This window comes from Nonomuraea jabiensis (assembly GCF_014204795.1).
GTDB lineage: Bacteria > Actinomycetota > Actinomycetes > Streptosporangiales > Streptosporangiaceae > Nonomuraea > Nonomuraea jabiensis.
Map to the genome: position 1 here is coordinate 597,556 of NZ_JACHMB010000001.1, position 24,822 is coordinate 622,377.

General features: G+C 70.9%; 25 protein-coding genes. 13 read left to right on the forward strand and 12 right to left on the reverse strand.

Annotated features, from left to right (window positions below; all coding sequences use genetic code 11):
- The first annotated feature begins 306 nt into the window (after positions 1-306).
- Positions 307-1,089: a phosphotransferase gene (locus HD596_RS02535; RefSeq protein WP_185067690.1), complete on the forward strand. Its 783-nt coding sequence runs from the start codon at positions 307-309 to the stop codon at positions 1,087-1,089.
- Positions 1,073-2,074, forward strand: a complete 1,002-nt coding sequence (gene cbiB / locus HD596_RS02540; protein ID WP_185067691.1) for an adenosylcobinamide-phosphate synthase CbiB — start codon at positions 1,073-1,075, stop codon at positions 2,072-2,074. Before HD596_RS02535 ends, cbiB begins: the two co-directional genes overlap by 17 nt.
- Before the next feature lie 60 nt (positions 2,075-2,134).
- Here the strand turns inward: cbiB and HD596_RS02545 are convergent, their stop codons facing one another.
- Together HD596_RS02545 and HD596_RS02550 are read right to left on the reverse strand one after the other, a co-directional pair.
- Positions 2,135-2,368, reverse strand: coding sequence for a hypothetical protein (locus HD596_RS02545; RefSeq protein ID WP_185067692.1), 234 nt, complete (start codon positions 2,366-2,368; stop codon positions 2,135-2,137).
- A gap of 91 nt (positions 2,369-2,459) precedes the next feature.
- Positions 2,460-3,239 (reverse strand): exodeoxyribonuclease III, encoded by a 780-nt coding sequence (locus tag HD596_RS02550; protein ID WP_185067693.1) that lies wholly within the window; start codon positions 3,237-3,239, stop codon positions 2,460-2,462.
- A 417-nt stretch (positions 3,240-3,656) separates the two neighbouring features.
- On the opposite strand from HD596_RS02550, the gene HD596_RS02555 reads away from it, so the two are divergent.
- Genes HD596_RS02555 through HD596_RS02565 form a run of 3 tightly spaced genes read left to right on the forward strand, consistent with a single transcriptional unit; the run spans position 3,657 to position 5,473 of the window.
- A complete protein-coding gene (locus HD596_RS02555) occupies positions 3,657-4,760 on the forward strand; it encodes a zinc metalloprotease (protein WP_221519148.1) in 1,104 nt (367 codons plus the stop codon).
- Positions 4,761-4,771: 11 nt separating this feature from the next.
- A complete protein-coding gene (locus tag HD596_RS02560) occupies positions 4,772-5,089 on the forward strand; it encodes a hypothetical protein (protein WP_185067694.1) in 318 nt (105 codons plus the stop codon).
- A gap of 51 nt (positions 5,090-5,140) precedes the next feature.
- Positions 5,141-5,473, forward strand: a complete 333-nt coding sequence (locus HD596_RS02565) for a DUF4326 domain-containing protein (protein WP_185067695.1) — start codon at positions 5,141-5,143, stop codon at positions 5,471-5,473.
- Between the two features lies 1 nt (position 5,474).
- Here HD596_RS02565 and HD596_RS02570 read toward each other — a convergent pair whose 3' ends face one another.
- Positions 5,475-6,092, reverse strand: coding sequence for a hypothetical protein (locus HD596_RS02570; RefSeq protein ID WP_221520159.1), 618 nt, complete (start codon positions 6,090-6,092; stop codon positions 5,475-5,477).
- A 20-nt stretch (positions 6,093-6,112) separates the two neighbouring features.
- Between HD596_RS02570 and HD596_RS02575 the strand changes: the two genes are divergently transcribed.
- A complete protein-coding gene (locus tag HD596_RS02575) occupies positions 6,113-6,274 on the forward strand; it encodes a hypothetical protein (protein ID WP_185067697.1) in 162 nt (53 codons plus the stop codon).
- Positions 6,275-6,391: 117 nt separating this feature from the next.
- Here HD596_RS02575 and HD596_RS02580 read toward each other — a convergent pair whose 3' ends face one another.
- On the reverse strand, positions 6,392-7,951 hold the full coding sequence (locus tag HD596_RS02580) for an ABC transporter substrate-binding protein (protein WP_185067698.1): 1,560 nt from the start codon (positions 7,949-7,951) through the stop codon (positions 6,392-6,394).
- A gap of 172 nt (positions 7,952-8,123) precedes the next feature.
- Between HD596_RS02580 and HD596_RS02585 the strand changes: the two genes are divergently transcribed.
- The gene (locus HD596_RS02585) at positions 8,124-10,010 is read left to right on the forward strand and encodes a sensor histidine kinase (protein WP_246554078.1); all 1,887 of its coding nucleotides are present in this window, start codon (positions 8,124-8,126) and stop codon (positions 10,008-10,010) included.
- Positions 10,003-10,359 carry a DUF742 domain-containing protein gene (locus HD596_RS02590; protein ID WP_185067699.1) on the forward strand — a complete coding sequence of 119 codons (357 nt, stop codon included), beginning with the start codon at positions 10,003-10,005 and terminating at the stop codon, positions 10,357-10,359. Before HD596_RS02585 ends, HD596_RS02590 begins: the two co-directional genes overlap by 8 nt.
- On the opposite strand, the gene HD596_RS02595 is transcribed toward HD596_RS02590, so the two are convergent.
- Positions 10,337-11,746, reverse strand: coding sequence for an MFS transporter (locus tag HD596_RS02595; RefSeq protein WP_185067700.1), 1,410 nt, complete (start codon positions 11,744-11,746; stop codon positions 10,337-10,339). The genes HD596_RS02590 and HD596_RS02595 overlap by 23 nt on opposite strands.
- A 76-nt stretch (positions 11,747-11,822) precedes the next feature.
- On the opposite strand from HD596_RS02595, the gene HD596_RS02600 reads away from it, so the two are divergent.
- Positions 11,823-12,284 carry a MarR family winged helix-turn-helix transcriptional regulator gene (locus HD596_RS02600; protein ID WP_185067701.1) on the forward strand — a complete coding sequence of 154 codons (462 nt, stop codon included), beginning with the start codon at positions 11,823-11,825 and terminating at the stop codon, positions 12,282-12,284.
- Here HD596_RS02600 and HD596_RS02605 read toward each other — a convergent pair.
- From HD596_RS02605 to HD596_RS02635, 7 genes are read right to left on the reverse strand one after another with little or no spacing between them, the layout of a single operon-like run.
- Positions 12,277-13,143 (reverse strand): ABC transporter ATP-binding protein, encoded by an 867-nt coding sequence (locus HD596_RS02605; RefSeq protein WP_221520161.1) that lies wholly within the window; start codon positions 13,141-13,143, stop codon positions 12,277-12,279. The genes HD596_RS02600 and HD596_RS02605 overlap by 8 nt on opposite strands.
- Before the next feature lie 2 nt (positions 13,144-13,145).
- The gene (locus tag HD596_RS02610) at positions 13,146-13,949 is read right to left on the reverse strand and encodes an ATP-binding cassette domain-containing protein (protein WP_185067703.1); all 804 of its coding nucleotides are present in this window, start codon (positions 13,947-13,949) and stop codon (positions 13,146-13,148) included.
- Positions 13,946-14,800, reverse strand: coding sequence for an ABC transporter permease (locus tag HD596_RS02615; protein ID WP_185067704.1), 855 nt, complete (start codon positions 14,798-14,800; stop codon positions 13,946-13,948). The genes HD596_RS02610 and HD596_RS02615 overlap by 4 nt, the downstream gene beginning before the upstream one ends.
- A complete protein-coding gene (locus HD596_RS02620; protein ID WP_185067705.1) occupies positions 14,797-15,813 on the reverse strand; it encodes an ABC transporter permease in 1,017 nt (338 codons plus the stop codon). Before HD596_RS02620 ends, HD596_RS02615 begins: the two co-directional genes overlap by 4 nt.
- Positions 15,814-15,815: 2 nt before the next feature.
- Entirely contained in the window at positions 15,816-17,441 is a 1,626-nt protein-coding gene (locus HD596_RS02625; protein ID WP_185067706.1) for an ABC transporter substrate-binding protein, read from the reverse strand.
- A 23-nt stretch (positions 17,442-17,464) separates the two neighbouring features.
- On the reverse strand, positions 17,465-19,075 hold the full coding sequence (locus tag HD596_RS02630; RefSeq protein ID WP_185067707.1) for a hydantoinase/oxoprolinase N-terminal domain-containing protein: 1,611 nt from the start codon (positions 19,073-19,075) through the stop codon (positions 17,465-17,467).
- Positions 19,068-20,138: an S-methyl thiohydantoin desulfurase family protein gene (locus tag HD596_RS02635; RefSeq protein ID WP_185067708.1), complete on the reverse strand. Its 1,071-nt coding sequence runs from the start codon at positions 20,136-20,138 to the stop codon at positions 19,068-19,070. The genes HD596_RS02630 and HD596_RS02635 overlap by 8 nt, the downstream gene beginning before the upstream one ends.
- Before the next feature lie 106 nt (positions 20,139-20,244).
- On the opposite strand from HD596_RS02635, the gene HD596_RS02640 reads away from it, so the two are divergent.
- The 4 genes from HD596_RS02640 to HD596_RS02655 all read left to right on the forward strand — a co-directional run bounded on the left by HD596_RS02640 (position 20,245) and on the right by HD596_RS02655 (position 24,752).
- The gene (locus tag HD596_RS02640) at positions 20,245-20,679 is read left to right on the forward strand and encodes an RpiB/LacA/LacB family sugar-phosphate isomerase (protein WP_185067709.1); all 435 of its coding nucleotides are present in this window, start codon (positions 20,245-20,247) and stop codon (positions 20,677-20,679) included.
- Between the two features lie 15 nt (positions 20,680-20,694).
- The gene (locus HD596_RS02645; RefSeq protein ID WP_185067710.1) at positions 20,695-20,916 is read left to right on the forward strand and encodes a hypothetical protein; all 222 of its coding nucleotides are present in this window, start codon (positions 20,695-20,697) and stop codon (positions 20,914-20,916) included.
- A 116-nt stretch (positions 20,917-21,032) separates the two neighbouring features.
- Positions 21,033-22,196 carry an amidohydrolase gene (locus HD596_RS02650; RefSeq protein ID WP_185067711.1) on the forward strand — a complete coding sequence of 388 codons (1,164 nt, stop codon included), beginning with the start codon at positions 21,033-21,035 and terminating at the stop codon, positions 22,194-22,196.
- Between the two features lie 27 nt (positions 22,197-22,223).
- Positions 22,224-24,752, forward strand: a complete 2,529-nt coding sequence (locus HD596_RS02655; RefSeq protein WP_185067712.1) for a Tex family protein — start codon at positions 22,224-22,226, stop codon at positions 24,750-24,752.
- The last annotated feature ends 70 nt before the right edge of the window (positions 24,753-24,822 follow it).

Consider the following 24,822-nt stretch of genomic DNA (forward strand, 5'->3'; position numbering starts at 1 on the left):
TACGTCGGCGTGGGGTGGCCGTGCGGGTGGGTGGAGTGGTGGGGCTCGTGGGCGTCGAGGTGTGACCATCTGACAGCCGGTGATGTGGGTGGGAACGCCGGGGGCGGCGATCAGCATCGGCGGGGTAGGCCGAACGCCTCCGCCAGGGTTTTTGGGGTCGGAGATCGAAGGGCGCCTTGCTGGGCGTCGCTTCAGCGGGGGTGCTGCACCCCGCGCCACAACGCCCTCACCGGGCGCTTGGTGTGGGAGGGGAGGTGGGGAAAAGGTTGGGCGGGGGTGGGGTGGAAGGGTTTAAGCTCTCTTGGCATGGTCGCGACGCTCCTGCATGAGATTCCGTTGCAGGGCGGGGACGTGACTGACGGGGTGGTGCGGGTCGGTGACACCGTGCGTAGACCGGCCAGTACGTCGACGCCCGCCGTGCACGCCCTGCTCCGGCACCTCGAGGCCCGTGGGTTCGCAGGGGCGCCGCGGGTGGTGGGGATGGATGGGCTCGGGCGGGAGATCCTGACGTATCTGCCGGGGACGACCGGGTTGCGGCTGGAGAGCGTGAGTGATGAGGCGCTGGCCGGGCTTGCGGTGCTGCTTCGGGAATTTCATGACGCGACGGTCGGGTTTCCGCTGTCACCGGAGGGGTGGGAAGGCGGGTCGAATGATGACAAAGCGCCAGAAATCATCGGACACTGTGATTTAACGCCAGAAAACGTGATATTTCGCGGAGGCGGGCCCCACGCGCTGATCGACTTCGATCTTGCCCGGCCCACCACGCGACTCTTCGACATCGTCACCACGCTGCGCCACTGGGCCCCCATCGCCGACCCCGTGGACCGGTCCCCGTTGCTGCGCAACCTCGACGTGGGCGAGCGGCTGAGGCTGTTCTGCGACGCGTACGGCGTGCCGCCCCGCGACCGCCGCCGCCTCCTCGAACTGGCCAGGCTCCGCTTCCACCGCTCCTACGACGTCATGCGCACCCGCGCCTCGGCGGGCGGCAACTGGGCGAAGATGTGGGCGGGCGGCGCCGGCGAGCGCATCCGCCGTGCGGCCGCCTGGCTGGACGCGCACGAGGACGAGCTCCATGCCCGCCTGGTGTGACCCGCTCGGGCTTGCCCTCGGCGTGGCCCTCGACCGGCTGATCGCCGACCCGCAGAGCGCCGCCCACCCGGTCGCCGTCTTCGGGCGGGTCGCCGCGAAGGTGGAGAAGTCCCTGTACGCGGACAAGAAGGCGCACGGGGTGGCACATGTCGCCATCTGTGTCGGCGGCGCGACCGCGCTCGGCGTCTTGGCCCAGCGGGTCCCCCGCGCGCGTACGGTCGTCACGGCCGTCGCCACCTGGGCCGTGCTCGGCGGCACCACGCTGGCCCGCGAGGGCGAGTACATGGCGGACGCCCTCGAAGGTCACCATCTTGAAGGTGACGATCTCGAAGGTGACGATCTCGAAGGTGACGGCCGCAAAGGTGACGGCCGCAAAGGTGACGGTCTCGAACGAGCCAGGGCTCGGCTGCCCCATCTCTGCGGCCGCGACCCCTCACACCTGGAGGCCAAGGAGCTCGCCAGGGCCACCGTCGAGTCGCTGGCCGAGAACACCTCCGACGCCGTCGTGGCCCCGCTCTTCTGGGGCGCCGTGGCGGGGGTGCCGGGGCTGCTGGCGTACCGGGCGATCAACACGCTGGACGCCATGGTCGGCCACCGCTCCCCCCGCTACGAACGGTTCGGCTGGGCGGCGGCCAGGCTCGACGACGTGGCGAACTACGTACCGGCGAGGCTGACGGGGCTGCTCACGGTGCTGACCGGGCCGGACCCCGGCCGCGCGCTGGCGGTGCTCAGGCGGGACGGCCACCGGCACCCCAGCCCGAACGCCGGCAGGTGCGAGGCCGCCTTCGCCGGGGCGCTCGGCGTCACCCTGGGCGGCACGAACGTCTACCAGGGCAGGACCGAGCACCGCCCGACCATGGGCGACGGGCCCGAGCCCGACGTCAAGGACATCCGCCGTGCGGTACGCCTTACGCGCGCCGTCAGCCTGGCCGCCGCCGGGGCGGCCGTGCTGACGGCGTGGGCCCTGCGAAATCGCCGCAAATAGGCCATGGGGAGGATTGCGGACGGGCGCGCAATTGCGCGGTAATCAGCTATTGATTGCTTTTCACATGACGCGGTTGAGGTTGAGCACCAGCCAGACCACGAATATCGCGAGCAGCGTGATGCCGATCATCGACTTCGCGGCGTTGTTCGCGACGACCTTCCTGGCTGTGACCTGCTTGGCGCTCTGCTTCCACACCTGACGCATGATGATCATCGTCTGGAAGCGCCGGCCGAGGGCGAACACGGCGAGGGCGATGATGATGAACAGAATGACGCGACCGTCTGCAGGTTCCACGGAGATCCCCCCTGTGGGCCGTGATGCCGATCAATCCCCCGAGACATTTGAGGAATCAGAATACTCGGACGGACGCCGTTTGTAATTTGAATTATGGTCCGAGATCCACAACGATTGGGGCATGGTCGGAAGGGCCCTTGCCCTTGCGGGCCTCGCGGTCGACGTACGCCGACCGCACCCGCCCGGCGACGTCCGCGCTCGCGTAGACCAGGTCGATGCGCATCCCCTTGTTCTGGTGGAACATCCCGGCCCGGTAATCCCAGTACGTGAACGGGTGCGGCCCCTTCATCGGCGTCGGCACCACGTCGCGCAGCCCGAGCTCCCGCAGGTCGGCGAGGGCCCGGCGTTCGGCCGGGGTGACGTGGGTGGCGCCGACGAACAGCGCGGGGTCCCATACGTCGGCGTCCGTGGGGGCAACGTTGTAGTCGCCGCACGCGACCAGCGGCATGGCCGTCTCGGCCGCCAGCGCGTCCCGGAGCGCCGCGAACCAGGCGAGTTTGTACGCGTAGTGCGGGGAGTCCACGGTGCGGCCGTTCGGCGCGTACAGGGACCAGACGCGCAGTCCCCCGCAGGTGGCGGCCATGGCGCGGGCCTCCGGGGCCACGGCTTCGACGCCGGTCGGCTCACCGGGGAAGCCGAGGGTCACGTCGTCGAGGCCGACCCTGGACAGGAGGGCCACGCCGTTCCACCGGCCGTCGCCGTGGGCCGCGGCGGCGTACCCCAGCTCTCCTACCTCCGCCGCGGGGAACGCCTGGGCGGAGCATTTGGTCTCCTGGAGGCAGAGGACGTCCGGTTTCGCCTCGGCGAGCCATTCGAGCAGGCGGGGCAGCCGGGCCTTGACGGAGTTCACGTTCCACGTGGCTAGGCGCATCTCTCCAGCCTGCCATCATTTTTAAGATCCATTTTTTACGCTTGCGGCGGGCCGTCCACGCCCGCACGTGGTGCTCTCCCTTCAGTTTTTACGCTTACGGCGGGCAACCCACCCCCCGCACGTGGCCGGGCTCTGTCCAGGGAGACGGTCACGAGGTGTGCGGGGCCGGGCGCCGTTACGCCGCCTTCTGGGCCGCCGGATGGGAAAACCCCTGACCGTCGGACGAAATCCCGGAAGACCCGGGACCAGGGGGCGGCGGGTGCGTGGATCCGAGCCTGAAGCTATGCATTCCTTTGGGCTTTCGACCGGGCGGTTCGCGGTACGAGTGCATCAGCGTCCGACCGGCCGGATGGCGGTCTGCCCTTCTTCCGCGATCCGGCCGGGCGGCCTCTCTCGCTTCACTTCTGGGGAGAAATCATGATGGACGAGTCAGAGTTTTCCGAACCGCTCACGCGAGACCTGTGCGGCACCATGCCCGTGCACCGCCGGCTGCTCAACGAGAGCATGTCCTACCGCGCGCGGCGGGCGTCCATCGAGAACCAGGCCACGCAGTACAGGCTCGGCACCCGCCTGGTCAGCCGCGTCGGCGTGGTCAGCATCCCCGTCGTCGTGCACGTCGTCCACAACCCGGCCCGCCCCGAGCAGAACATCGGCGCCGACCAGATCCACAGCCAGATCGAGATCCTCAACCAGGACTTCCGGGCCGCCAACCCCGACGTGACGAAGGTGCCGCCCGTCTGGAAGTCGCTGGTGGCGGACACGATGATCGAGTTCCATCTCGCGACCCGCGGCCCGAACGGCGAGCCGACGGACGGGATCGTCCGCGTGGAGACCCAGCGGATGGGCTTCACCCACGACGACCTGGTGAAGTCGAGCGCCACCGGCGGCGCGGCCCCGTGGCCCAGCGACCAGTACCTCAACATCTGGGTGTGCCAGCTGACGGGCGGGCTGCTCGGCTACGCGCAGTTCCCCGGCGGGCCGCCGGACACGGACGGCGTCGTCATCCGCCACTCCGCCTTCGGCAGCACGGGCACCGCGGCGCCGCCGTTCCACCTGGGCCGGACCACGACGCACGAGGTCGGCCACTGGCTGAACCTCTTCCACATCTGGGGGGACGACGGCGAGGGGTGCAGCGGTGACGACAAGGTGGCCGACACCCCGAACCAAGCGGGCAACAACACCGGAATACCGATATTTCCCCATATCTCGTGCAACAACGGCCCCAACGGCGACATGTTCGTGAACTACATGGACTACACCGACGACGCCGGCATGATGATGTTCACCAGCGGCCAGTCGACGCGGATGAACGCCTGCCTGGAGGGCCCGCGGGCGTCCTTCCTGGTCCCGCAGCTGGCCGCACGGGCCGAGGAGCGCATCCCCGCGGGCGTCGCCGCCCCCGGTGGCACGCGGCTCACCGGCAACGGTTCGCAGCGCGACCTGGAGCAGCTGCTCCAGGAGGTGCTGAAGGACACCCGCGCGGCGCTGAACGTGGTGGCCGGGAACCGCCAGGTCCGATGAGCGTCGTCGTGATGAACGAGGAAGCGCCGGACGTCGTCGGAGCCTGGGCGCACTCCTACGAGGAGGACACCGACGCGGTGGCGGTGTACCGGCCGGACGATTTCGCGTTCCGGCCGTCGCGGCGGCCCCGGCGCGGGATGGAGTTCCACTCCGACGGCACCTTCGTCGAGTGGCTTCCCGGGCCGGACGACCGGCCCAGGAAGATCGTCGGCCGCTGGGAGCGCCAGGGAGCCGACCGGATCCGGATCACCTTTCCCGGCGGTCCGGGGCAGCCGTTCGTCCTGACCGTCGTGTCCCGCGAGAACGACCAGCTGGCCTTCGCGAAATGAGCCATGGAGGGCACCGGTGAACGTGGCCGCCACGGTGAAAAGCCAGGGACCATGCCACACCGCGTCAAGGTCGAGGGCGACCGGTTCCACGGCCGCGTGCCCGAGGGCGCCGAGTACGTCGGGCGCGAGTTCCCCGGTCACCGGCGCAGCCCGTTCGCCAACCCGCACAGCCTGTCGGAGACAGGCTGTCGGGTCTGCGGCGGCCGGGTCCACCGGCGCTCCCAGGTGATCGAGCTCTACCTGGCCCATCTCCGCGAGCACCCCGAGCTCGTCGAGCGGGCCCGCCGCGAGCTGCGCGGCAAGGAGCTGGCCTGCTGGTGCGACCCCGATCAGGAGTGCCACGCGGACGCGCTGCCGGCCGTCGTGGCCGGCGCGGAGCCGTAGCTCACGACCGTTCGACGCCTACGGTGATCTCGTTGCCGAGCCTCCGCCCCATCAGCAGCTCCAGGTCGTCGCCGCTCCAGAACTTCCCCGGGTCGTACCAGTTGGGCCGGCGACCGCCGGGCAGCAGCCCCATCTCCTCGTACGTGACCGCCACCACCTCGGCGCAGTACGCGCTCTCCAGCGTCTCCTCCCGGCGGCGCCGTCGCGGCAGCCGTCCCCTGGCCCAGCGGGCGGCCAGGCGGGCGGTGGAGGGGAACGGGGTGCCGTCGAGCCGGGCCACCGTGCGCAGGGCCGCGTCCTCCATCTCGGGGGTCGCCTCCGGCTCGAGCTGGCGCAGCCAGGGCCGCTGACCGTAGCGGCCGACCCACGTGGTCACCGCGTCGCGCAGGTCGTGCAGCTGCACCCCGCGCTGGTGCGTGCCCGACCACAGGTCGAGCAGCGACTTGCCCAGCTCGGCGTGCCACATCATCGGCGGCAGGTCCTCCACCACGATCGCCATGCCCACGTGGTTGACCGGGCTGTTGGTCATCGTCTGGATGGCACGGTCGGGCACCGAGCGCCCGCGGAAAATCCACAGATCGCCGGTCCTCGTCACCCTTACGGCCTCGTCGAGAGTCAGCACACCGTTAGCCTAGGCACATGCGCTGGTGGAAGATGCTCGGTCTGGCGGGAATCATGGGCGTCGCGGCCACGGGAGTGGTGATCGCGCGTGCCGAGCGCCGCCGCCGGGCCTACACGCCCGAGGAGATCAAGGCCCGGCTGCGCGAAAGGGTCGTCGAGGGAGCGCCGCCTCACGAGTGAGGCCATGAACTCGAGGGAGCGCCGCGGCGGCATCGAGGGCGACCGAGACCGCCTCACGAAGTGAGGCCATGAACACGAGGGAGCGCCGCCTCACGAGTGAGGCTGCGAACACAGCAATCAGGCCGAAGGGCGGAGGTCGTAGACGAAGACCACGTCCGGGTAGGCCGGGTTGTCGTTGTAGCCCTGCACGGCGCCCTGGTAGGCCCGCTGGTAGTTGACCACCCACGGGATCGCCGCGGCCGCCCGCTGGTCGAGCACCCGCTTCGTGGCCTGCTCGTACGCCCGCTGCGCCGCCGTCCTGTCGGTCACGGTCAGCTCCGGCACGGTGTCGAGCAGTTCGTCCAGGCCCGGGTCGCGCAGGTAGGTGAGGTTGAACACGGGCGGGTTCGCGCTGTGGAAGACGTTGCCGAAGTAGGAGTAGCCGTCGGCGTAGTCGGGCCACCAGTACATGACGAAGATGTCCTGGCCGCGCTTCTTGCCCTGCTCCCACTGGGCGGTCCAGGGCATCGCCCGGGCGTCGATCGTCACGTTGAGCGGCTTGAGGGCGGCGGTGAGCTTCGTGGCGAGCAGGTGCCAGTCGGTGTCGCCCTCCCCGTACGTCAGCCGCAGCCGGAGCGGCCGCCCGCCGGGGCCGTACCCCGCCCTGTTCAGCAGCAGCGCCGCGCCCTCCAGGTCCTGCCGGGGCCTGCGGCCCGGCACGTACCCCATGAGCCCTTCGGGGATGATGCCGCTGGCCGGTGAGACCGCGCCCTTCAGGTCCTCGATCAGGTCCTGGTAGTCGATGGCCTTCTGCACCGCGCGGCGCACGCGGATGTCCTTCATGGGGCCGTTCGCGGTGTTGAACAGCAGCATCGCCGTCTGGAACGACGCCCGCTCGGAGGTGCGCACGCCGGGCGCGCTCGAGGCGGCGGCGAACAGGCGCGGGTTCAGCCGCGCCACGAAGCTCACCTCGCCGCGCTGCAGCAGCCGCCACGCCCTGTCGGGATCGGGCACGACGCGGAACTTCACCGTGTTGTAGTGCGGCCGGCCCCACCCTCCCCAGTACTTGTCGTACGCGCTGAGCGTGAGCTCCTCCTCCTTGCCCTTCTGCCATTTCGTCACCGTGTACGGCCCCGAGCCCGCGTCCCTGCCCGACGCGAAGAACTTCCCGAGGTCGGGCGCGGCCTGCGTGTCGTAGATGTAGGCCGCGTACGTGGAGGAGGCCACCAGGTCCAGCGGGACGGGGTACTTCAGCGCGAACGTCACCGTCGTGGGGCCGTCGACCCTGATGGACGAGACGGCGTCCCAGATGTAGGAGGCGCCCGCCTTGGCGCTCATGGTGCGCTCGATCGACGACTTGACCGCCGCGGCGTCCAGGGGCCGGCCGGTGTGGAAGGTCACCCCGGGGCGGAGGTTGAACGTCCAGGTACGGCCGTCGGGCGACGAGCGCCACGACGTGGCCAGCCTGGGGCTGGACTTCTTGGTGACCGGGTTCCAGAAGGTGAGCGTCTCGTAGATGTTCTGGAAGGCGACGATCTCGTTGGAGTAGGACTTGGAGGGGTCCCACTCGGTGACGATGTCCAGGTTCTCGACATAGACGAACGGGGACTGCCCGGACGGCGCCTGCGGGGGCTCCGGAGGCGGGGAGCAGGCCGCGAGGAGTACGAGCGCGGCGGCCGCTGCGAGACGACGGCGCAACGCATCTCCTTCTGTCGGCGATGTACTCGGGAAACCTACTCCAAGATCGATGGGATCAACGCCCAGGTGTCCAAAAGTCCCGAAAAATTGGGCATTTTGATGATCCAATTGCTATTCTCTGGGCTTGTCCCGTCCGGGGTTGCCAGCAGGGGACCAACCGGAGTGAGGTGTCATGGGTCGTAGCCGAACGATCCGGATGAAGATCATCGGACTACTACTCGTGCCGCTGGCCTCCATGGTGGTCTTGTGGGGGGTCATCACCGCCGTCACCGCCACCGAGAGCTTGGAGCTGCGTCAATACAAGACACTCTGGACGAACCTCCGTCTTCCCGCGTACAAACTGATCAGCGAGATCCAGCGTGAACGTCTAGTCTCGGCCAGGCTCCTGCGTAACTCGGGGGACAAGTCCTCCGTGGCCGCGCAGCGCACCCGCACCGACGCCGCCAGTGACGCGTTCAGGCAGCTCTCCAGCAAATCCAAGGACCGATCGGAAGAGATCCGCACACAAGTGGACGCGGTGTACACGCAACTCGACAGGCTCGATGCGATCCGAGGCGAGATCGACACGGGTCTGTTCGACCGTCTGCACACCGTGGAGGCCTACAGCGCGATCAACGACACGCTCTTCGGCCTGCACAAGCGGGTCGCGCTGATCGACGACATCCCGATCTACGAGCAGTCGCGCATCGTCATCGACCTCGGGTACGCCAAGGAGCTGCTCACCAGGGAACAGGCCGTCGCGTTCGGGCCGACCCAGCCCGCCGAGCGCAGGCTGTTCACCCAGCTCGTCGGCAACCGGCGCTTCCTGGTCGACCAGTCGCTCAACGAGCTCGACCCGAGCCTGCGCGACCAGCAGGTGGCTCTGATCACCTCCCCCGCCTACCAGCGGATGCGGATCATGGAGGACCAGATCATCGCCGGGCAGGCGCCACGGAGCTGGCTCAGCCTCACGGAGGGGCTGTCCAAGTCGTTCCAGGAGACGCTGATGCGGGCCAGCTCGGTGCTGAACGCGCGGACCGAGCCGATCGCCGACCAGGTGCTGTCCAGGGCGCTCCTGCTGGCGGGGACGGCGCTGGGGCTGGTGGTCGTGTCGATCGCGTTCTCGCTGCGCATGGGCAACCGGCTGTCGAAGGAGCTGGGCGCGCTCCGGCTGGCCGCGCTGGAGGTGGCCCAGGAACGGCTCCCCCACGTGGTCGCCAAGCTCCGCAAGGGCGAGAAGGTCGAGATGCCGGCGCTGTCCGTGGCGAGCACCACGGTCGAGATCGACGACGTGGGCCAGGCGTTCTCCACCGTCCAGCAGACGGCGGTCGAGGCCGCGGTCGGCCAGGCGCAGCTCAGCGAGGGCGTCGGGCACGTGTTCCGCAACCTGGCCAGGCGCAGCCAGACCCTGCTGCACCGCCAGCGCATCCAGCTGCAGGACATGCAGCACCGGGCCACCGACCCGGACGCGCTGGACGACCTGTTCAAGCTCGACCACCTGACCACCCGCATGCGCCGCCACGCCGAGGGCCTGATCATCCTGTCGGGCGCCACCCCGGGCCGCGGCTGGAGCCGGCCGGTGCCGCTGCTCGACGTGGCCCGCGGCGCGTCGGCCGAGGTGGAGGACTACCAGCGGGTCACCGTCGAGCCGATGTCCGGCCAGCGCCTGGCCGGACCCGTGGTCGGCGACGTGATCCACCTGATCGCCGAGCTCATCGAGAACGCCACCGTCTACTCGCCGAAGCACACTCCGGTCATCGTGCGCGGCGAGGTGGCGGCCCGCGGCTTCGTCTTCGAGGTCGAGGACCGCGGGCTCGGGATGAGCGCAGAGGAGCTGGCCGAACTCAACGAGCGGCTGGCCAGCCCACCGGAGTTCGACCTGGCCGACAGCGACCGGCTCGGCCTTTTCGTCGTCTCCCGCCTGGCCGCCAGGCACGACATCCGCGTGACGTTACGCGGTTCACCATATGGAGGGACCACCGCGATCGTGTTGATCCCGGAAGAGCACGTGGCCGAGCCCGAACCGGAGGCCCACGTGAAGGAACCCGCTCGACCCATGCGGGTGGTGCGCAGTGAGTGACGAACGCTGGCTGGACGAGGACGCCGGTCCTATCGTCCCGGCCTACCTGCTGACGAGGGGCCGTACGGTCCCCGCGAGCGAGGCCATCGACCTCATCGCGGTGATCATCACGGCCGGCGGCCTGGCGCCCCCGATGGGCCTGGGCCCCGAACATCTGATCATCATGCAGAAGTGCACCAAACCGACCCGGCTCGTGGACGTCGCGGCCGAGCTCAACCTGCCCATCGGCGTGGTGCGGGTGCTGGTCGGTGACCTGCACGCGCAGCAGCTCGTGCAGGTCGAGCACCCGCCCCCCGCACCCGACGCGAAGGTGCTGCTCGAGGTGATCAGCGGCCTGAAGGCGCTGTGACCATCGTGCGGTTGAGCCGCCCGTACACGGCCGCGAAGAGCGCGGCCGTGGCCCCGGCCAGGGCTGCCGTCCCGAAGACCCACTGGTAGCCGCCCACGCCCGGCTGGGCGGCCAGGATGGCGGCGATGGCCGCGCCTGCCGTGCTGCCGCCCACGATGCGTACGAGCGCGTTCACGCCTGCCGCGAGGGCCGTCTTGCCCGGGTCCACGTGCTCCACGGCCATGGTGCCCAGCGCCGCGTAGCCGACGCCGAGGCCGATGCCCATCAGCGAGGTCGCCACGTACAGGTGGGCCGGGCTGCTGTGCGCGACCACCAGCCACAGCCCCGCCAGCCCCGTGATCGCCGAGCCCGCCGCCACCATGGACGAGGCCCGGAAGCGGCGCATGATGCGGCCCGCGAACAGCGAGATGACCAGCATGAAGATCGTGCTCGGCAGCAGGAAGAAGCCCACCTGGAGGGTGGAGGCGCCGAAGCCGTAACCGGTCACCGCCGGCACCTGGGCGAAGCTGGACGTGCCCGTCATGAGGGTGAAGAACGAGAACCCGAGCAGCATCGAGGCCACCGTGGCGCCGACCGTGCCCCGGTGGACCAGCATCGCCATCTCCACCAGCGGCTCGGCCACCCGGCGCTCGACCACGACCCAGACCGCCGCCAGCGCCGCCGCGGCGGCGAACAGGCCGAGCACGCCCGGCGAGGTCCAGCCCCACGAGCCGCCCTCGCTGATGCCCAGCAGGAGCGCCACCAGCCAGGCGGTCATCAGCGCCGCGCCGGCCAGGTCGGGACGGCCCTTGGGGCCCGCCGGGGCGCTGTCCTTCACGAGCAAAGCCACGATCACGACGGCCACCAGCGAGATGCCGGCCGTGATCCAGAAGACCAGGTGGAAGTCACCGGACGCGAGCCCGGCCAGGATCATCCCGCCGCCGCTCCCGAACCCCATCGTCGCGCTGATCACCCCTATGCCGGTCGCCAGTTGCTCCCTGGGCAGCACGTCGCGCGCCACCCCGATCGACAACGGCACCAGCGCGGCCACGGCTCCCTGGAGCACCCTCGCCACCATCAACCAGGTCAGCGAGGGCGCCAGCGCGGCCATGACCGAGCCGGCCACCAGGAGGCCCAGGGCGCCGAGGATCATGGGGCGCCTGCCGTACATGTCGCCGAAGCGGGACAACAGCGGCGTGGCCACCGCCGCGACCAGGAGGCTCAGCGTGAGCGTCCAGGTCACGGAGGACAGCGGGGCGTGCAGCTCCCGCTGCAGCACGGGAAGCAACGGGACCACGGCGGTGTTCTGCAGTGCGGCGATGGAGGCCGCGAAAGCCAGCGCGACCACCCCGGGCCACGGGCTCCTGGTGGACGTCGTACGTGCCGCGGACGCGACGACTGTCGCCATGTCGGCTCCTTTAGATAACTTGGGTAAGTAACCAGGAAAAGATAATACATACGTAAGTTAGGTAAGCAAATCGGTTATGGACGAAGATCTCAACAGGACGGTGTCGGCGTTCCGCTCAGTGGTGGACGCGCTGAACCGCGCCAAGACGCACGAGCGCCTGACCGAGGCCGCCGGCGTCCGGCTCGACCGGCCCGACGTGAAGATCCTCGTCCACCTGCTGGACGCGCCGGAGCCGCGCAGGATCGGCGCGATCGCCGAGGCACTGCAGGTGGAGAGCCCTCACGTGACGAGGCACGTCGCCTCGCTGGAGCAGCGCAAGCTGGTCGAGCGGGTACGCGACCCCGACGACGGCCGGGCCTGGCGCATCGCGCTGACCGAGCAGGGGGTCGAGGTGGCGGGCAAGTGCCGCCGGGTGACCCTGGAGTTGTTCGAGGGCGCGCTCGCGGACTGGCCGGCGCAGGACCGGGCGGAGCTGTCCAGGCTGATGGACAAGCTCTCGGGCGACCTCTGCGCCCACCTCAAGAGCCTCGTCAGCTGAGCAGCACGTCCTCGGCGCGGTGGCAGGCGACCCGGCGGCCGCCCAGGTCCCTGAGCACGGGCGGCCGCTCGCACTCCGGCGCGGCCAGCGGGCAGCGCAGCCGGAACGGGCATCCGGTCCGGGCGGGCACGGCCTCCGTCCTGCCCTTGGCCTCGGGCGGGGCGCCGCCCAGCTTCGGCACGGCGTCGCGCAGGGCCCGCGTGTAGGGGTGGGCCGGCTTCGCGAGCAGGTCGGTCGTCGGCCCGGACTCCACGACGCGGCCCGCGAAGAGCACGTGCGCGGTGCGGCACAGCCGGCCCACGACGGCGAGGTTGTGGGTGATGAGCAGGCGCTCGGTGTCGAGGGAGGCCAGCAGGTCGAGGATCCTGGCCTGAACGGTGACGTCGAGGGCGCTGGTGGGCTCGTCCAGGATGAGCAGGCGGGGATCCACCGCCAGGGCTCTGGCGATCACCACGCGCTGGCGCTGGCCGCCGGAGAGCTGGTGGGGGCGGCGGGTGGCCAGGTCGGGGTCCAGGCCGACCTGTTCGAGGAGGTCCTTGACCCGGCCCCGGGCGCCGCGCGGCAGGGCCTCGGCGACGGAGGTGCCGATGCGCATCCTGGGGTCGAGGGCCTCGGCCTGGAACACGGGCTGGACGTCTTTGCGGAACTTCCGCATGTCCACTTTTTTCAGCGTTTGGTCGCCGTACCAGATATTTCCGGACAGGGGGGTGAGGAGGCCCAGGAACGCGCGCGCCAGGGTCGTCTTGCCCGAGCCGCTCTCCCCGATCAGCCCGACGCCGCCCTCGGTGATGTCCAGGGTCACCTCGTGCACGACCGGGGTGCGGCCGTAGCCGAGCGTCACCCGCTCGGCCCTGAGCATGGTCACGGCAGCGCCTCCAGCAGCTCGCGCGTGTACGGATGGGACGGCTCGGCCAGCACCCGCGCGGCCGGCCCCGACTCCACCACCGCGCCGTCCTTCATGACCAGCACCCGGTCGGCGATCGTCGAGACCAGGGCCAGGTCGTGGGAGACGAGCAGGAGCGCCAGTCCCCGCTCCTCCCGCAGCCTGCGCAGGACGCCGACCACCTCGGCCTGCACGGTCACGTCCAGCGCGCTCGTGGGCTCGTCGGCGAGGATCACCTCGGCGCCCAGGGCGATGGCCAGCGCGATGGCGAAGCGCTGGGCCTGGCCGCCGGAGATCTCGTGGGGGTAGCGGCGCAGGATCTCCCGGTCGAGCATGACCGCCTCCACGGCCTCCCCCATGATCTCCTCCAGCCGTCCCTTCCCAGGTGCGGGTTGCGGAGGGGTGCCGTCCTTCGGGCCGGGGCGTGGGTGCGCGGGCCTGCCGATGCCGTGGAGCTTGAGGGCGCGGCGCATCAGGACGCCCAGGCGGGTGGCCGGGCTGAGGGCCGCCTGCGGCGACTGCATCACGAGTGCCACCCTGGCGCCCCGGATCTCGCGGAGCCTGCGCGGCGACGCCGTGAGCACGTCGACGCCGCACACCCGTACATGACCTGAAATTTCGGCATCTGGGGTGAGGCCCAGCAGCGACATCAGCGTGGTCGACTTGCCCGAGCCGCTCTCCCCCACGATCGCGACGCACTCGCCCTCGCGCACGTCCAGCTCCGGCACGTCGGCCACGACGCGCCCGCCGTAGCGCACCCGCAGGTCGCGCACCTCGATCATTTGACCGCCCTTCGCGGGTCGAGCGCGTTGCGCAGCCCCTCACCCAGGACGTTGAACGCGAACGCCGTCACCAGGATCGCCAGGCCGGGGAACGTGACCACCCACCAGTTCGTGGTGAAGAGCGTCTGCCCCTGCTGCACCATCAGCCCCCACTCCGCCGTCGGCTCCTGCGCGCCCAGCCCCAGGTACGACAGCGCCGCCGAGGTCAGGATCACGCCGCCCGCGTCGAGCGAGAGCTGGACCAGGACGGGCGTGAGCGAGTTCGGGAGCACGTGCCTGAGGATGATCAGCGGCGCGGGCACGCCGAGGCACCGGGCGGCGTCCACGTAGCTGCGGGTGGCGATCGAGGCCGCCACGGAGGCCGCCAGCCGGGTGTACCAGGGCCACCACGTCACGGCGATGGCCAGGATGACCGTGTTCACGCTGGGCTGGAGCACCACGGCCAGGGCCAGGGAGAGCAGCAGCGCGGGGAAGGCCAGGAAGATGTCCGTGATCCGCATGATCACGTCCCTGATCCAGCCGCCCGCGTACCCGGCGACCACGCCGAGCGTGACCCCGACCACCGCCGACACGGCCAGCACGGCCACGGCGATGAACAGGGAGGTGCGGCCGCCGTACAGGACGCGGGTGAGCACGTCCCGGCCGACCTGGTCGGTCCCGAACCAGTGCGCGGCGCTCGGCGGCTGCAGGTTCTCCAGCGGCTTGACCTCGTCCACCGGGTACGGCGCGAGCCACGGCGCCAGGACCGCCGCCAGGACGACCAGCACGATGAGCACCGCCCCGAACGCGGCGAACCGGTCGGGGATCCTGGGCAGGAAGTTGCGCCGCAGCGGCGCCTCGACGCTCGTCATCGCGCCCTCGCTCGCGGGTCGACGAAGCCCTGGAGGAGGTCCACGACCAGGTTGGCCAGCACGTACACCAGGGCCACCAGGAGCGTGACGCCCGCGATGGCCGGGGTGTCCAGCGACTTGATCGACTCGGCGGCGTAGCGGCCCAGGCCGGGCCAGTTGAAGACCGCCTCGACGAGGAAGCCGTTGACGATCGCGTACGCGAAGACGAGGGCGATCAGCGACAGGACCGGGTTCAGGGCGGGCCGGAGGGCGAACCTGGTCAGGATGGACGTCTCGCCGAACCCGAGCGCGCGCTCCAGCTTGGAGTGGTCCTGGCCGGACTCCTCGATGAGCGCCGCCCTGGTCATCTGGGCGATCACGCCCGTGGGGTAGGCGGCCACGACCAGCGCGGGCAGCACCAGGTGCTGGAGCGTGCTGGTGAAGATGGGCCAGTTGCCGGTGATGAGGGCGTCGACGATCGTGATGTTCGTCCAGAGGGTGAGGGGGCTGGTGGTGTCGAGGGAGGAGTCGTACTCGCCCGCGATCGGGAACCAGCCGAGGTTGCTGGCGAAGACCGTCTGGAGGGCCAGGGCCAGCCAGAAGACGGGTACGGAGACCGCCAGCATGCTGCCGACCCGCACCCCCAGATCCGGACATTTCGCCTTATAGCGGGCGGCGAGCACTCCGACCGGAATGCCCACGACGACCGCGATGAGCAGGGCCGTGCCGACCAGCTCCAGCGAGGCCGGGAACGCCACGTAGAGGTCGTCCAGCACCGGTTGCCGGGTCCGCAGGCTGACGCCCCAGTCGCCGGCGAGCAGGTCGCGCACGTAGTTGAGGAGCTGCACGGGGATCGGGTCGTCGAGCCCGAACTGCCTGCGCGCCGCCGCGAGCTCCTCGGGCGTGGCCTTCGGCCCGGCGAACGCGACCGCCGGATCCCCCGGCACCAGCCGCATCACGACGAACGTGAGCACGACCACGCCGGACACGACCAGGAGGGCCTGGCCGAGCCGGCGGGTCAGGTAGCGCGACATCGTCAGCTTGCGCGCTTCTTGAGGTCGTAGAAGAAGACCACGTTCGGATAGGCGGGGTTGTCCACGTACCCCTCGACGTCGGACGTCAGCGCGCGCTGGTAGGTCTGCACGTACGGCACGGCCACCGCCGCCCGGTCCTGGATGATCTTCTTCTGCAGGTCCTTGTACGCCTGGTCGGCCTTGAGCTGGTCAGTGGCCGTGAGCTGCGGCAGCGCGTCGATCTCCGCGTCGATGGCGGAGTCCTTCAGGTACGACAGGTTGAACTGCGGCTTGTCGGCGCTCTTGAACACGTTGACGAACCAGGAGTAGGCGTCCGGATAGTCCGGGTACCAGTACATGACGAAGATGTCCTGGCCCTGCTTCTTGCCCAGGTCCCACTGCGCGCTCCAGGTCATCGGCTTGGCCTGCAGCGTCACGTTCATGCTCTTCAGCGCCGAGCTGAGCAGCGTGACCAGCAGCTTCTGGTCGTCGTCGCCCTGCGCGTAGGTCATGGTGAGCTTGAGCTCGGCGTTGTCCGGGCCGTAGCCGGCCTCGGCGAGCAGCGCCTGCGCCTTGGCGAGGTCCTGCTTGGGCTCCATGTCGTTGGCGTGGCCGAGCAGCCCCTGCGGCACCAGGCCGTTGGCCTTCTGGCCGGAGCCCTTCAACGCCGCCACCAGGCCGTCGTAGTCGATCGCGTACTGCAGGGCCTGCCGGACCCTGACGTCCTTCGTCGGCCCGCCCGCCGTGTTGAACAGCACCAGCAGGTTCTGGAACGACGGCGAGGCGGAGGTCTGCACGTTCGGGGTCGTCCCGGCCTGCTGGAAGAGCTGCGGGTTCAGCCGCTGGACGAAGTTGACCTCGCCCTTCTGCAGCAGCTGCCAGGCCGTGGTGATCTCGGGGGTGACGCGGTAGGCGACCTTCCTGTACTGCTCGGGCTTCCAGCCGCCCCAGTAGCCGTCGTACGCCTTCAGCGTGAGCTCGGTCTCCTTGCCCTTCTGCCAGGAGTCGATCGTGTACGGGCCGGTGCCGGCGTCCGACTTGCCGTCCTTGTCCACGGCGTTCACGTCGTAGATGTAGGCCGCGTAGCCGGAGGAGGCCACGAGGTCGAGCGGGGTGGCGTACTTGAGCGTGAACTTCAGCGTGGACGCGTCCACCGCGTCGATCGTCTTGACCGCGTCCCAGATGTAGGCGGCGCCGCCCTTCTTCTCGATCGTCCGCTCGATGGCCTTCTTGGCGGCCTCGGCGTCGAGCGGGGCGCCGGAGTGGAACTTGACGCCCTGCCGCAGCTTGAACGTCCACTCCTTGCCGCCGTCCGCCGAGGTCCACTCGGTGGCCAGGCGCGGCTCGGCCTTCTTCTCCTGGGAGTTGTACCTGGTCAGGCCCTCGTAGATGTTCTGCATGGCGACGATCTCGTTGGAGTACGAGGTCGCGGGGTCCCAGTCGGTGACCACGTCGAGGTTCGGCACGTACACGAACGTGCTGTCGTTGGCCTGCGCGGCCGGGGAGGCCGCCGGTTGGCTGCTGCCGCTGCTCTCCGCCGGCTTGGGGGTTCCGCCGGCCCCGCGCACCTGACCGCCCGCGCACGCGGACGCGGTCAAGGCCAGGACACCGGTGACCCCGGCGACGAGCAGACGCTTGTGCCAGCGCATGGAGGGGGGATCCTTTCGGTATGTCACCGGGCGAGTGGTCCGGCGGCTTTGACGTGTACCCGCACGGCGGGCTCGGAGAGGTAGCTCAGCGGCACCTCGAGGAGGTCCACGATCTCTACGCCGGAGGGATCCGCCCCCGCCGCGACGGCTCGCGCCGCCGCCTCCTCCTTGGCCCTTTCGATCGCTTTTGACCGGCTATCTCCCGCAGGCAAGATCGTATCCACTCTGCCGCTCGCGAGTGCGATGGCGGCGCCCACGGCGTTGGCCACTTCGGCGTGCTCGGGGCGGACGACCCGGCTCGCGCCGGGGACGGCGTCGGGCAGCAGGAAGGCCCCGCCACCCACCGCGACCAGGGGTCTGTCCGTTTTGCCGAGGGCCATCCGGTCCACGGCGTCGACGACCATCCCGTCCGCGATGGCCACCGCTCTTTGCAGGGTGTCTGCCATTCTTTCCGACATGTCACCCGAGCCGCGCGCCCGGACGGCGGCCTCCAGGCGCTCGCGCCACCCGGCCGCCTCGCCCGGGGTCCGGCCCGCCGCCACGGCCGCGTCGGTCATCGTCACCGTGGAGCCGCCGAACACGAGCGCCTCCTCCACGATCCGGTAACCCACCGAATCGGGGCCGATGCCCGGGTTGCGGACGACCGTGCCGCCGCCGAGCGCGATGGCCAGGATGTCGGGCATGCGGAAGTTGGTCAGCACCCCGCCGATCTCGACCGCCGCCGCCGACTCCCTCGGGAAGCCGCCGACCAGCACGCCGAGATCGGTGGAGGTGCCGCCGACGTCCACCACGATCGCGTCCGCCACCCCCGACAGGTACGCGGCGCCGCGCAGCGAGTTCGCCGGACCCGAGCCGATCGTCGAGACCGGCAGCCGGGCGGCGTGCTGCAGCGTCATGAGCGTGCCGTCGTTCTGCGCCAGGTACGGCTTCGCGCCCAGGCCCCGTTCGGCCAGCGCGGTGACCAGGGCCTCGGTCACGTGGGCGGCGACGCCGTACAGGGCGGCGTTGAGCACGGTGGCGTTCTCCCGCTCCAGCAGCCCGAGCGAGCCGATCTCGTGGCTCACCGAGACCGGCAGGCCGTACTCGGCCTTGACCAGCTCCTCGACGGCGCGCTCGTGATCGCCGCTGGCCGGGCTGAACACGCTGGTGACCGCCACCGCGTCGGCCTCCAGGCCGTCCAGGAAGCGGCGCACGGCGTCGAGCCCCGGCGGGCCGATCTCGCGGCCGTCCACGTAGTGGCCGCCGGGCACGATGGCCTCCCCCGCCGACACGGCCGCGCGCAGGTCGCCGGGCCAGCCGGACAGCGGCGGGACGGAGGTGGTGGCGGGCGCGCCGAGCCGCAGCACGGCGACGCGGCCGAGGTTGCGCCGCTCCAGGATGGCGTTGGTCGCGTGCGTGGTGCCGAGCATGACCCGGCCGATCCGCGCCTGGCCCTCGCCGAGCTCGCCGAGCGCCCTGAGCTTGCTGAGCTCCCTGAGCTCGCTGAGGACCGCGTCCAGGGCGGCCCGCAGCCCCTCCGTCACGTCGGGCGTGGTCGGCCGCTTGGCCTTGGCGATCACCCGGCCGTCCGCGTCGAGCACCACCGCGTCCGTGTTCGTGCCACCGACGTCGATCCCCACCCGCAGGTCAGCCATGCGCCGTCAGCTCCTCGACGGGAACGTAGTCCAGGTCGTAGCCGAACGCCCGCGGCCCGGCCGTCTCCAGGCCCTTGGGGGTGCGCCAGAGCGGGTCGCACGGCCAGGCGAGCACCGTGACGCGCTGGCCGTACCTGAGCCCCTCGGTCTGGACGGCGGCGGCCGTCTCGGTGTCCACGACGGTGATGAGGTCGGGCACCATGGCCCGCACCCGGCCGTCCTCCAGAGCGACCAGGTTCTCGTTCTGCAGCTCCAGGGTGAGGCGGCGGCCCCGGTCGTCACCGGTGCCCTCGATCGTGGCCGTCCCCCTGACGAACCCGCCCGTGGTGCGCCGCTCCACGTCCGTCAGCTTGCCGGTGATCAGCCGGACGGCGCCCAGGCTGCCCTGGAGCGCGCCGAGCGGGTCCGCGGCGCCCTCCGTGGCCCTGCCGATCTCGATGGCGCGGGTCACCGTGCCCTCGATGACCGCTCCCCTGGCCCGTACGGTGGTGAGCACGTAGTCGGCCATCAGCGCGGACGAGCCCGCGGCCACGCAGACCGCCCTGGCCAGCCGTTCCGACCAGAGGCCGTCGACCGGGCGGATGGTCACCACGTTGCCGACGATGTCAGACATGATCACCAGGTCGGCCGGCAGCCCCGCCACGTACATCGACACCATCTGGACCTCGGGGAACGCCCGCCCCATGCCGTCGGCGTCGAGCAACGGCAGGCCGAGCCGGGCGGCCCAGGCGACGGGCGCGACCCCGTTGGAGCCGCCGATCTCGGAGGACATGATCGCGCTCGGGGGGCGGCCGAAGAGGCGTTCGATCTCCTCGGCGATGCGCTTGGGCTCGTCCGCGCTGTGGATCATCTCGTGGCTCACGGTCGGAGCCCCGATGCCGGACAGCGGCACGATCAGCGCGTCGTCGTCCAGCTCGTCCAGGCCGATCAGCGGGACCTCGCCGTGCTCGCGGACGGCGCCGATCGCCGCCAGCGATCCGGTACGCACGTCACCACCGCCCCCGGTGCCCAGGACGGCGCACCCACGGGCGAGCGCCGGAATGTCGCTCTCGTCAATACTCATATGGCGACACAACCAAGCACACTTCACCTCATTTCGCCAGTCCAGGGCATGTGCTGGCGTCCGCGCCGCCGCCCTTGATACACCTGAGGTCGGAACGGGAGGGCAAATGCGGATTTCGGTGGCCGCCGACAGCAAGGACGGCGTGGCCGAGCGGGTCGTGTCGGAGCTGCGCAGGCGCGGGCACGAGGTGGTCACCCACGGCGCGCTCAGCGAGGAGGAGCGCGACGACTGGGCGTGGGCCTCCGAGCTGGCCGCCCGCGACGTGCGCGAGGGGCGCGCCGACCAGGCGGTGGTCTGCTGCTGGACCGGCACGGGCGCCTCGATCGCGGCGAACAAGGTGCCCGGGATCCGCGCCGCGCTGTGCGTGGACGCCTACACGGCCGACGGGGCCAGGAAGTGGAACGACGCCAACGTGCTGGCGCTCAGCCTGCGGCTCACGTCCGAGGTGGTGCTCGACGAGATCCTCGACGCCTGGCTGGCGGGACGGCCGAGCGCCGACTCCGCCGACGTGGCGAACATCTCCCACCTCGACGAGATCTGACTAACCTGTATGGGCATGCCGAACTTACACTGTACGCACTGCGGCGAGGAGGGGCTCGAGGCCGGGTTCATCCGGGACTCGGACAACCCTCCGGGCTTCGCCAGATGGGTCGAGGGCGCGCTGGAGCGCGGGATCTTCGGCGGCGCCAAGCTGCTGGGCCGGCCGAGGTGGGAGATCGACGCGTACCGCTGCCGCTACTGCTACCACCTGGAGCTTTTCGCGCCCCGACGCGCCTGAACGCGACCGGTCGGGGGCCGAGCGGCGGCGACGTTTTCGCGGGCCGTCACCCGTGAGAGTGACCAGTCCCGGCCGAGAGGCGGAAATCGTCGGCGCCGCCGTTTAGGGTGCTTGCCATGACCGACGTGCTGCTCCGCGGCGGGCACCCCTGGGGGCGCGGCGCCCCCGCCGACATCCTGGTCCGTGACGGCCGGATCCACCTCGTAGCCCCGGGCGTCGAGGCGCCGGACGCCCGGATCGTCGACATCGCCGGGCAACTCGTGCTGCCCGGCCTCGTCGAGGCGCACTGTCACCTCGACAAGACCCTCTACGGCGGCCCGTGGGTGCCCCACTCGGCCGACGACACGCTGGCCGGGCGCATCGGAAACGACCTCGGCCGCCGCGCGGAGCTGGGCGTGCCGAGCGCCGAGCGGATCGGCGCGCTGCTGGCGCGCATGAGCGCGGCGGGCACGGCCCACGTCCGCACCCACACCGACATCGACCCCCAGGTGGGGCTGCGGGGCGTGGAGGCCGTGCTCGAAGCGGCCGCCTCCGCCCCCGTCGACGTTCGCCAGGTGGCCTTCCCCCAGCACGGCGTGCTGATCAACCCCGGCACCGCCGAGCTGCTCGAAGAGGCGCTGAAGAGCGGCGTGGAGGCGGTCGGCGGCCTCGACCCGGCGGGCATCGACCGCGACCCCGTACGCCACCTCGACCTGATCTTCGGCCTGACCGAGCGCTACGGCGCCCACCTCGACCTCCATCTGCACGACGGCGGGTCGCTGGGCGGTTGGGAGCTCGAGCTCATCACCGAGCGCACCAGGGCGCTGGGGCTGGGCGGCCGGGTGACGGTCAGCCACGCGTACGCGCTCGGCCAGCTCGACGACGCCTACCAGGACCGCCTGATCCAGGGGTTCGCCGAGGCGGGCGTCGCCATCGCGACCGCGGCCGTCTACAGCTTCCCCGTGCCGCCGATCAAGAAGCTGCGGGCCGCGGGCGTCACCGTCGCCTGCGGCCACGACGGCATCCGCGACCTGTGGGGTCCCTACGGCAGCGGAGACATGCTGGAGCGGGCGATGCACGTCGCCTACCGCAGCACGTTCCGCAGGGACGAGGACATCGAGCTGGCGCTGGAGGCCGCCACCTACGGCGGCGCCCGCGCGCTCGGGCTGGAGTCCTACGGCCTGTCCCCGGGCGACCGGGCCGACCTGGTCGTCGTGCCGTGCGGGGGCGCGGCGGAGGCGGTGGTCGTTCACCCTGCGCGCACTCTGGTCATGAAAGACGGCGTCGTCCTGCACAATTGACCGGCGGGACCATCGAAAGGCAGGCAAGTGCTCTCTATTCACCAGCGGATCGCGGCAGAGCTGGGCGTACGCGACGGCCAGGTGCAGGCGGCCGTCGAGCTGCTCGACGGCGGCGCCACCGTGCCGTTCATCGCGCGATACCGCAAAGAGGTCACCGGTGCCCTCGACGACGCGCAGCTGCGCACGCTCGAAGAGCGCCTGCGCTACCTGCGCGAGCTGGAGGAGCGCAGGACGGCGATCCTTGAGTCGATCGAGTCTCAGGGCAAGCTCGACGACGAGCTGCGCGAGCAGATCATGGCGGCCGAGACCAAGGCCCGGCTCGAGGACATCTATCTGCCGTACAAACCCAAGCGGCGCACCAAGGCGCAGATCGCCCGCGAGCTCGGCCTGGAGCCGCTGGCCGACCAGCTGCTCGCCGACCCGACGCTCGACCCCGCCGCCACGGCCGAGGGCTTCGTCACCGAGGGCGTGGCCGACGCGGGCGCGGCGCTGGAGGGGGCCAGGGCGATCCTGATCGAGCGGTTCGCCGAGGACGCCGACCTGATCGGCGGCCTGCGCGAGCAGCTCTGGAGCCGCGGGCGGCTGGTGTCGAAGGTCCGCGAGGGCAAGGAGGAGGCGGGGGCCAAGTTCTCCGACTACTTCGAGTTCGGCGAGCCGTTCACGAAGCTGCCCTCGCACCGGATCCTGGCGATGTTCAGGGGCGAGAAGGAGGAGGTGCTGTCGGTCACGCTGGAGCCGGACGACAGCCCCGACTACGAGATGCGCATCGCGTCCCGCTTCGGCATCTCCGACCAGGGGCGGCCGGCCGACAAGTGGCTGGGCGAGACCGTGCGCTGGGCCTGGCGCACCCGCATCCTCGTGCACCTCGGCATCGACCTGCGGATGCGGCTGTGGCAGGCGGCCGAGGACGAGGCGGTGCGGGTCTTCGCGGCCAACCTGCGCGACCTGCTGCTCGCCGCCCCCGCCGGGAGCCGGCCGACCATGGGCCTCGACCCCGGTCTGCGTACGGGGGTCAAGGTCGCCGTGGTCGACGCCACCGGCAAGGTCGTCGAGACCGCGACCATCTACCCCCACGAGCCCAAGCGGCAGTGGGACCAGTCGCTGGCCGTTCTGGGTGCGCTCGCCCAGCGCCACGGGGTCGAGCTGATCGCCATCGGCAACGGCACCGCCTCCCGCGAGACCGACAAGCTGGCCGGTGAGCTGGTCAAGCACATGCCGTCGATCACCAAGATCGTCGTCTCGGAGGCCGGGGCCTCGGTCTACTCCGCCTCGCCGTACGCCTCGCAGGAGCTGCCCGACCTCGACGTGTCCCTGCGCGGCGCGGTCTCCATCGCCCGCCGGCTGCAGGACCCGCTGGCCGAGCTGGTCAAGATCGACCCCAAGTCGATCGGCGTCGGCCAGTACCAGCACGACCTGGCCGAGTCCAAGCTCTCCCGCTCGCTCGACGCGGTGGTCGAAGACTGCGTCAACGCCGTCGGGGTCGACGTCAACACCGCCTCGGCGCCCCTGCTCACGCGCGTGTCCGGCATCGGCTCCACGCTGGCCGAGAGCATCGTCCGCCACCGCGACTCCAACGGCCCCTTCCGTACGCGCACGGCGCTCAAGGACGTGCCCCGGCTCGGGCCCAAGGCGTTCGAGCAGTGCGCGGGCTTCCTGCGCATCCGCGGAGGCGACGACCCGCTCGACGTGTCGAGCGTGCACCCGGAGGCCTACCCGGTGGTCCGCCGGATCCTCACCTCGGCCAAGACCGACCTCAAGTCGCTGATCGGCAACACCGCGGCCCTGCGCTCGATGAAGCCCGAGACCTTCACCGACGAGACGTTCGGCCTGCCGACGGTCACCGACATCCTGCGCGAGCTGGAGAAGCCGGGCCGCGACCCGCGTCCCGCCTTCAAGACCGCCGTCTTCAAGGAGGGCGTCGAGAAGCTCTCCGACCTGTCCTCGGGCATGATCCTGGAGGGCGTGGTCACCAACGTCGCCGCCTTCGGCGCCTTCGTGGACATCGGCGTCCACCAGGACGGCCTGGTCCACGTCTCGGCCATGTCGCGCACCTTCGTCAAGGACCCGCGTGACGTGGTCAAGCCCGGCGACATCGTCCGCGTCAAGGTCCTCGACGTCGACATCCCGCGCAAGCGCATCTCCCTGACCCTGCGCCTGGACGACGAGACCCCCACCCAGTCCTCGGGCGACGGCGGACGCCGCGGCAACAGCCGCAGCGACAGCGGTCGCAGTGACGGCACCCGTGGTGACGGCGGTCGTGGCGACGGCAGCCGCGGGACTGGGGGTCGCGGTGACGGCGGTCGACGCGACGGTGCCCGCGGTGAAGGCGGACGCGGCGACGGCGGGCGCGGCGATGGGAAGGGCAACGGCGGCCAGCGCGACCGCGCCCAGGGCCGCGGCGACGACCAGCGCGGCCGTGGGGACGGCGGCCGTCGCGGCGGGGGCGACCAGCGCGGTCGCGGAGACGGCCAGCGCGGCGGCCAACGCCGCCAGGACCGCCCGGCCCCCACCGGCGCCATGGCCGAAGCCCTCCGCAAGGCGGGCCTCACCGACTAACCCACCCCAAAACCCCACCGGCCCCTCCGCGGAACCGCTCCGCGCGAGGGGCCACGGCATTCCACCCCAC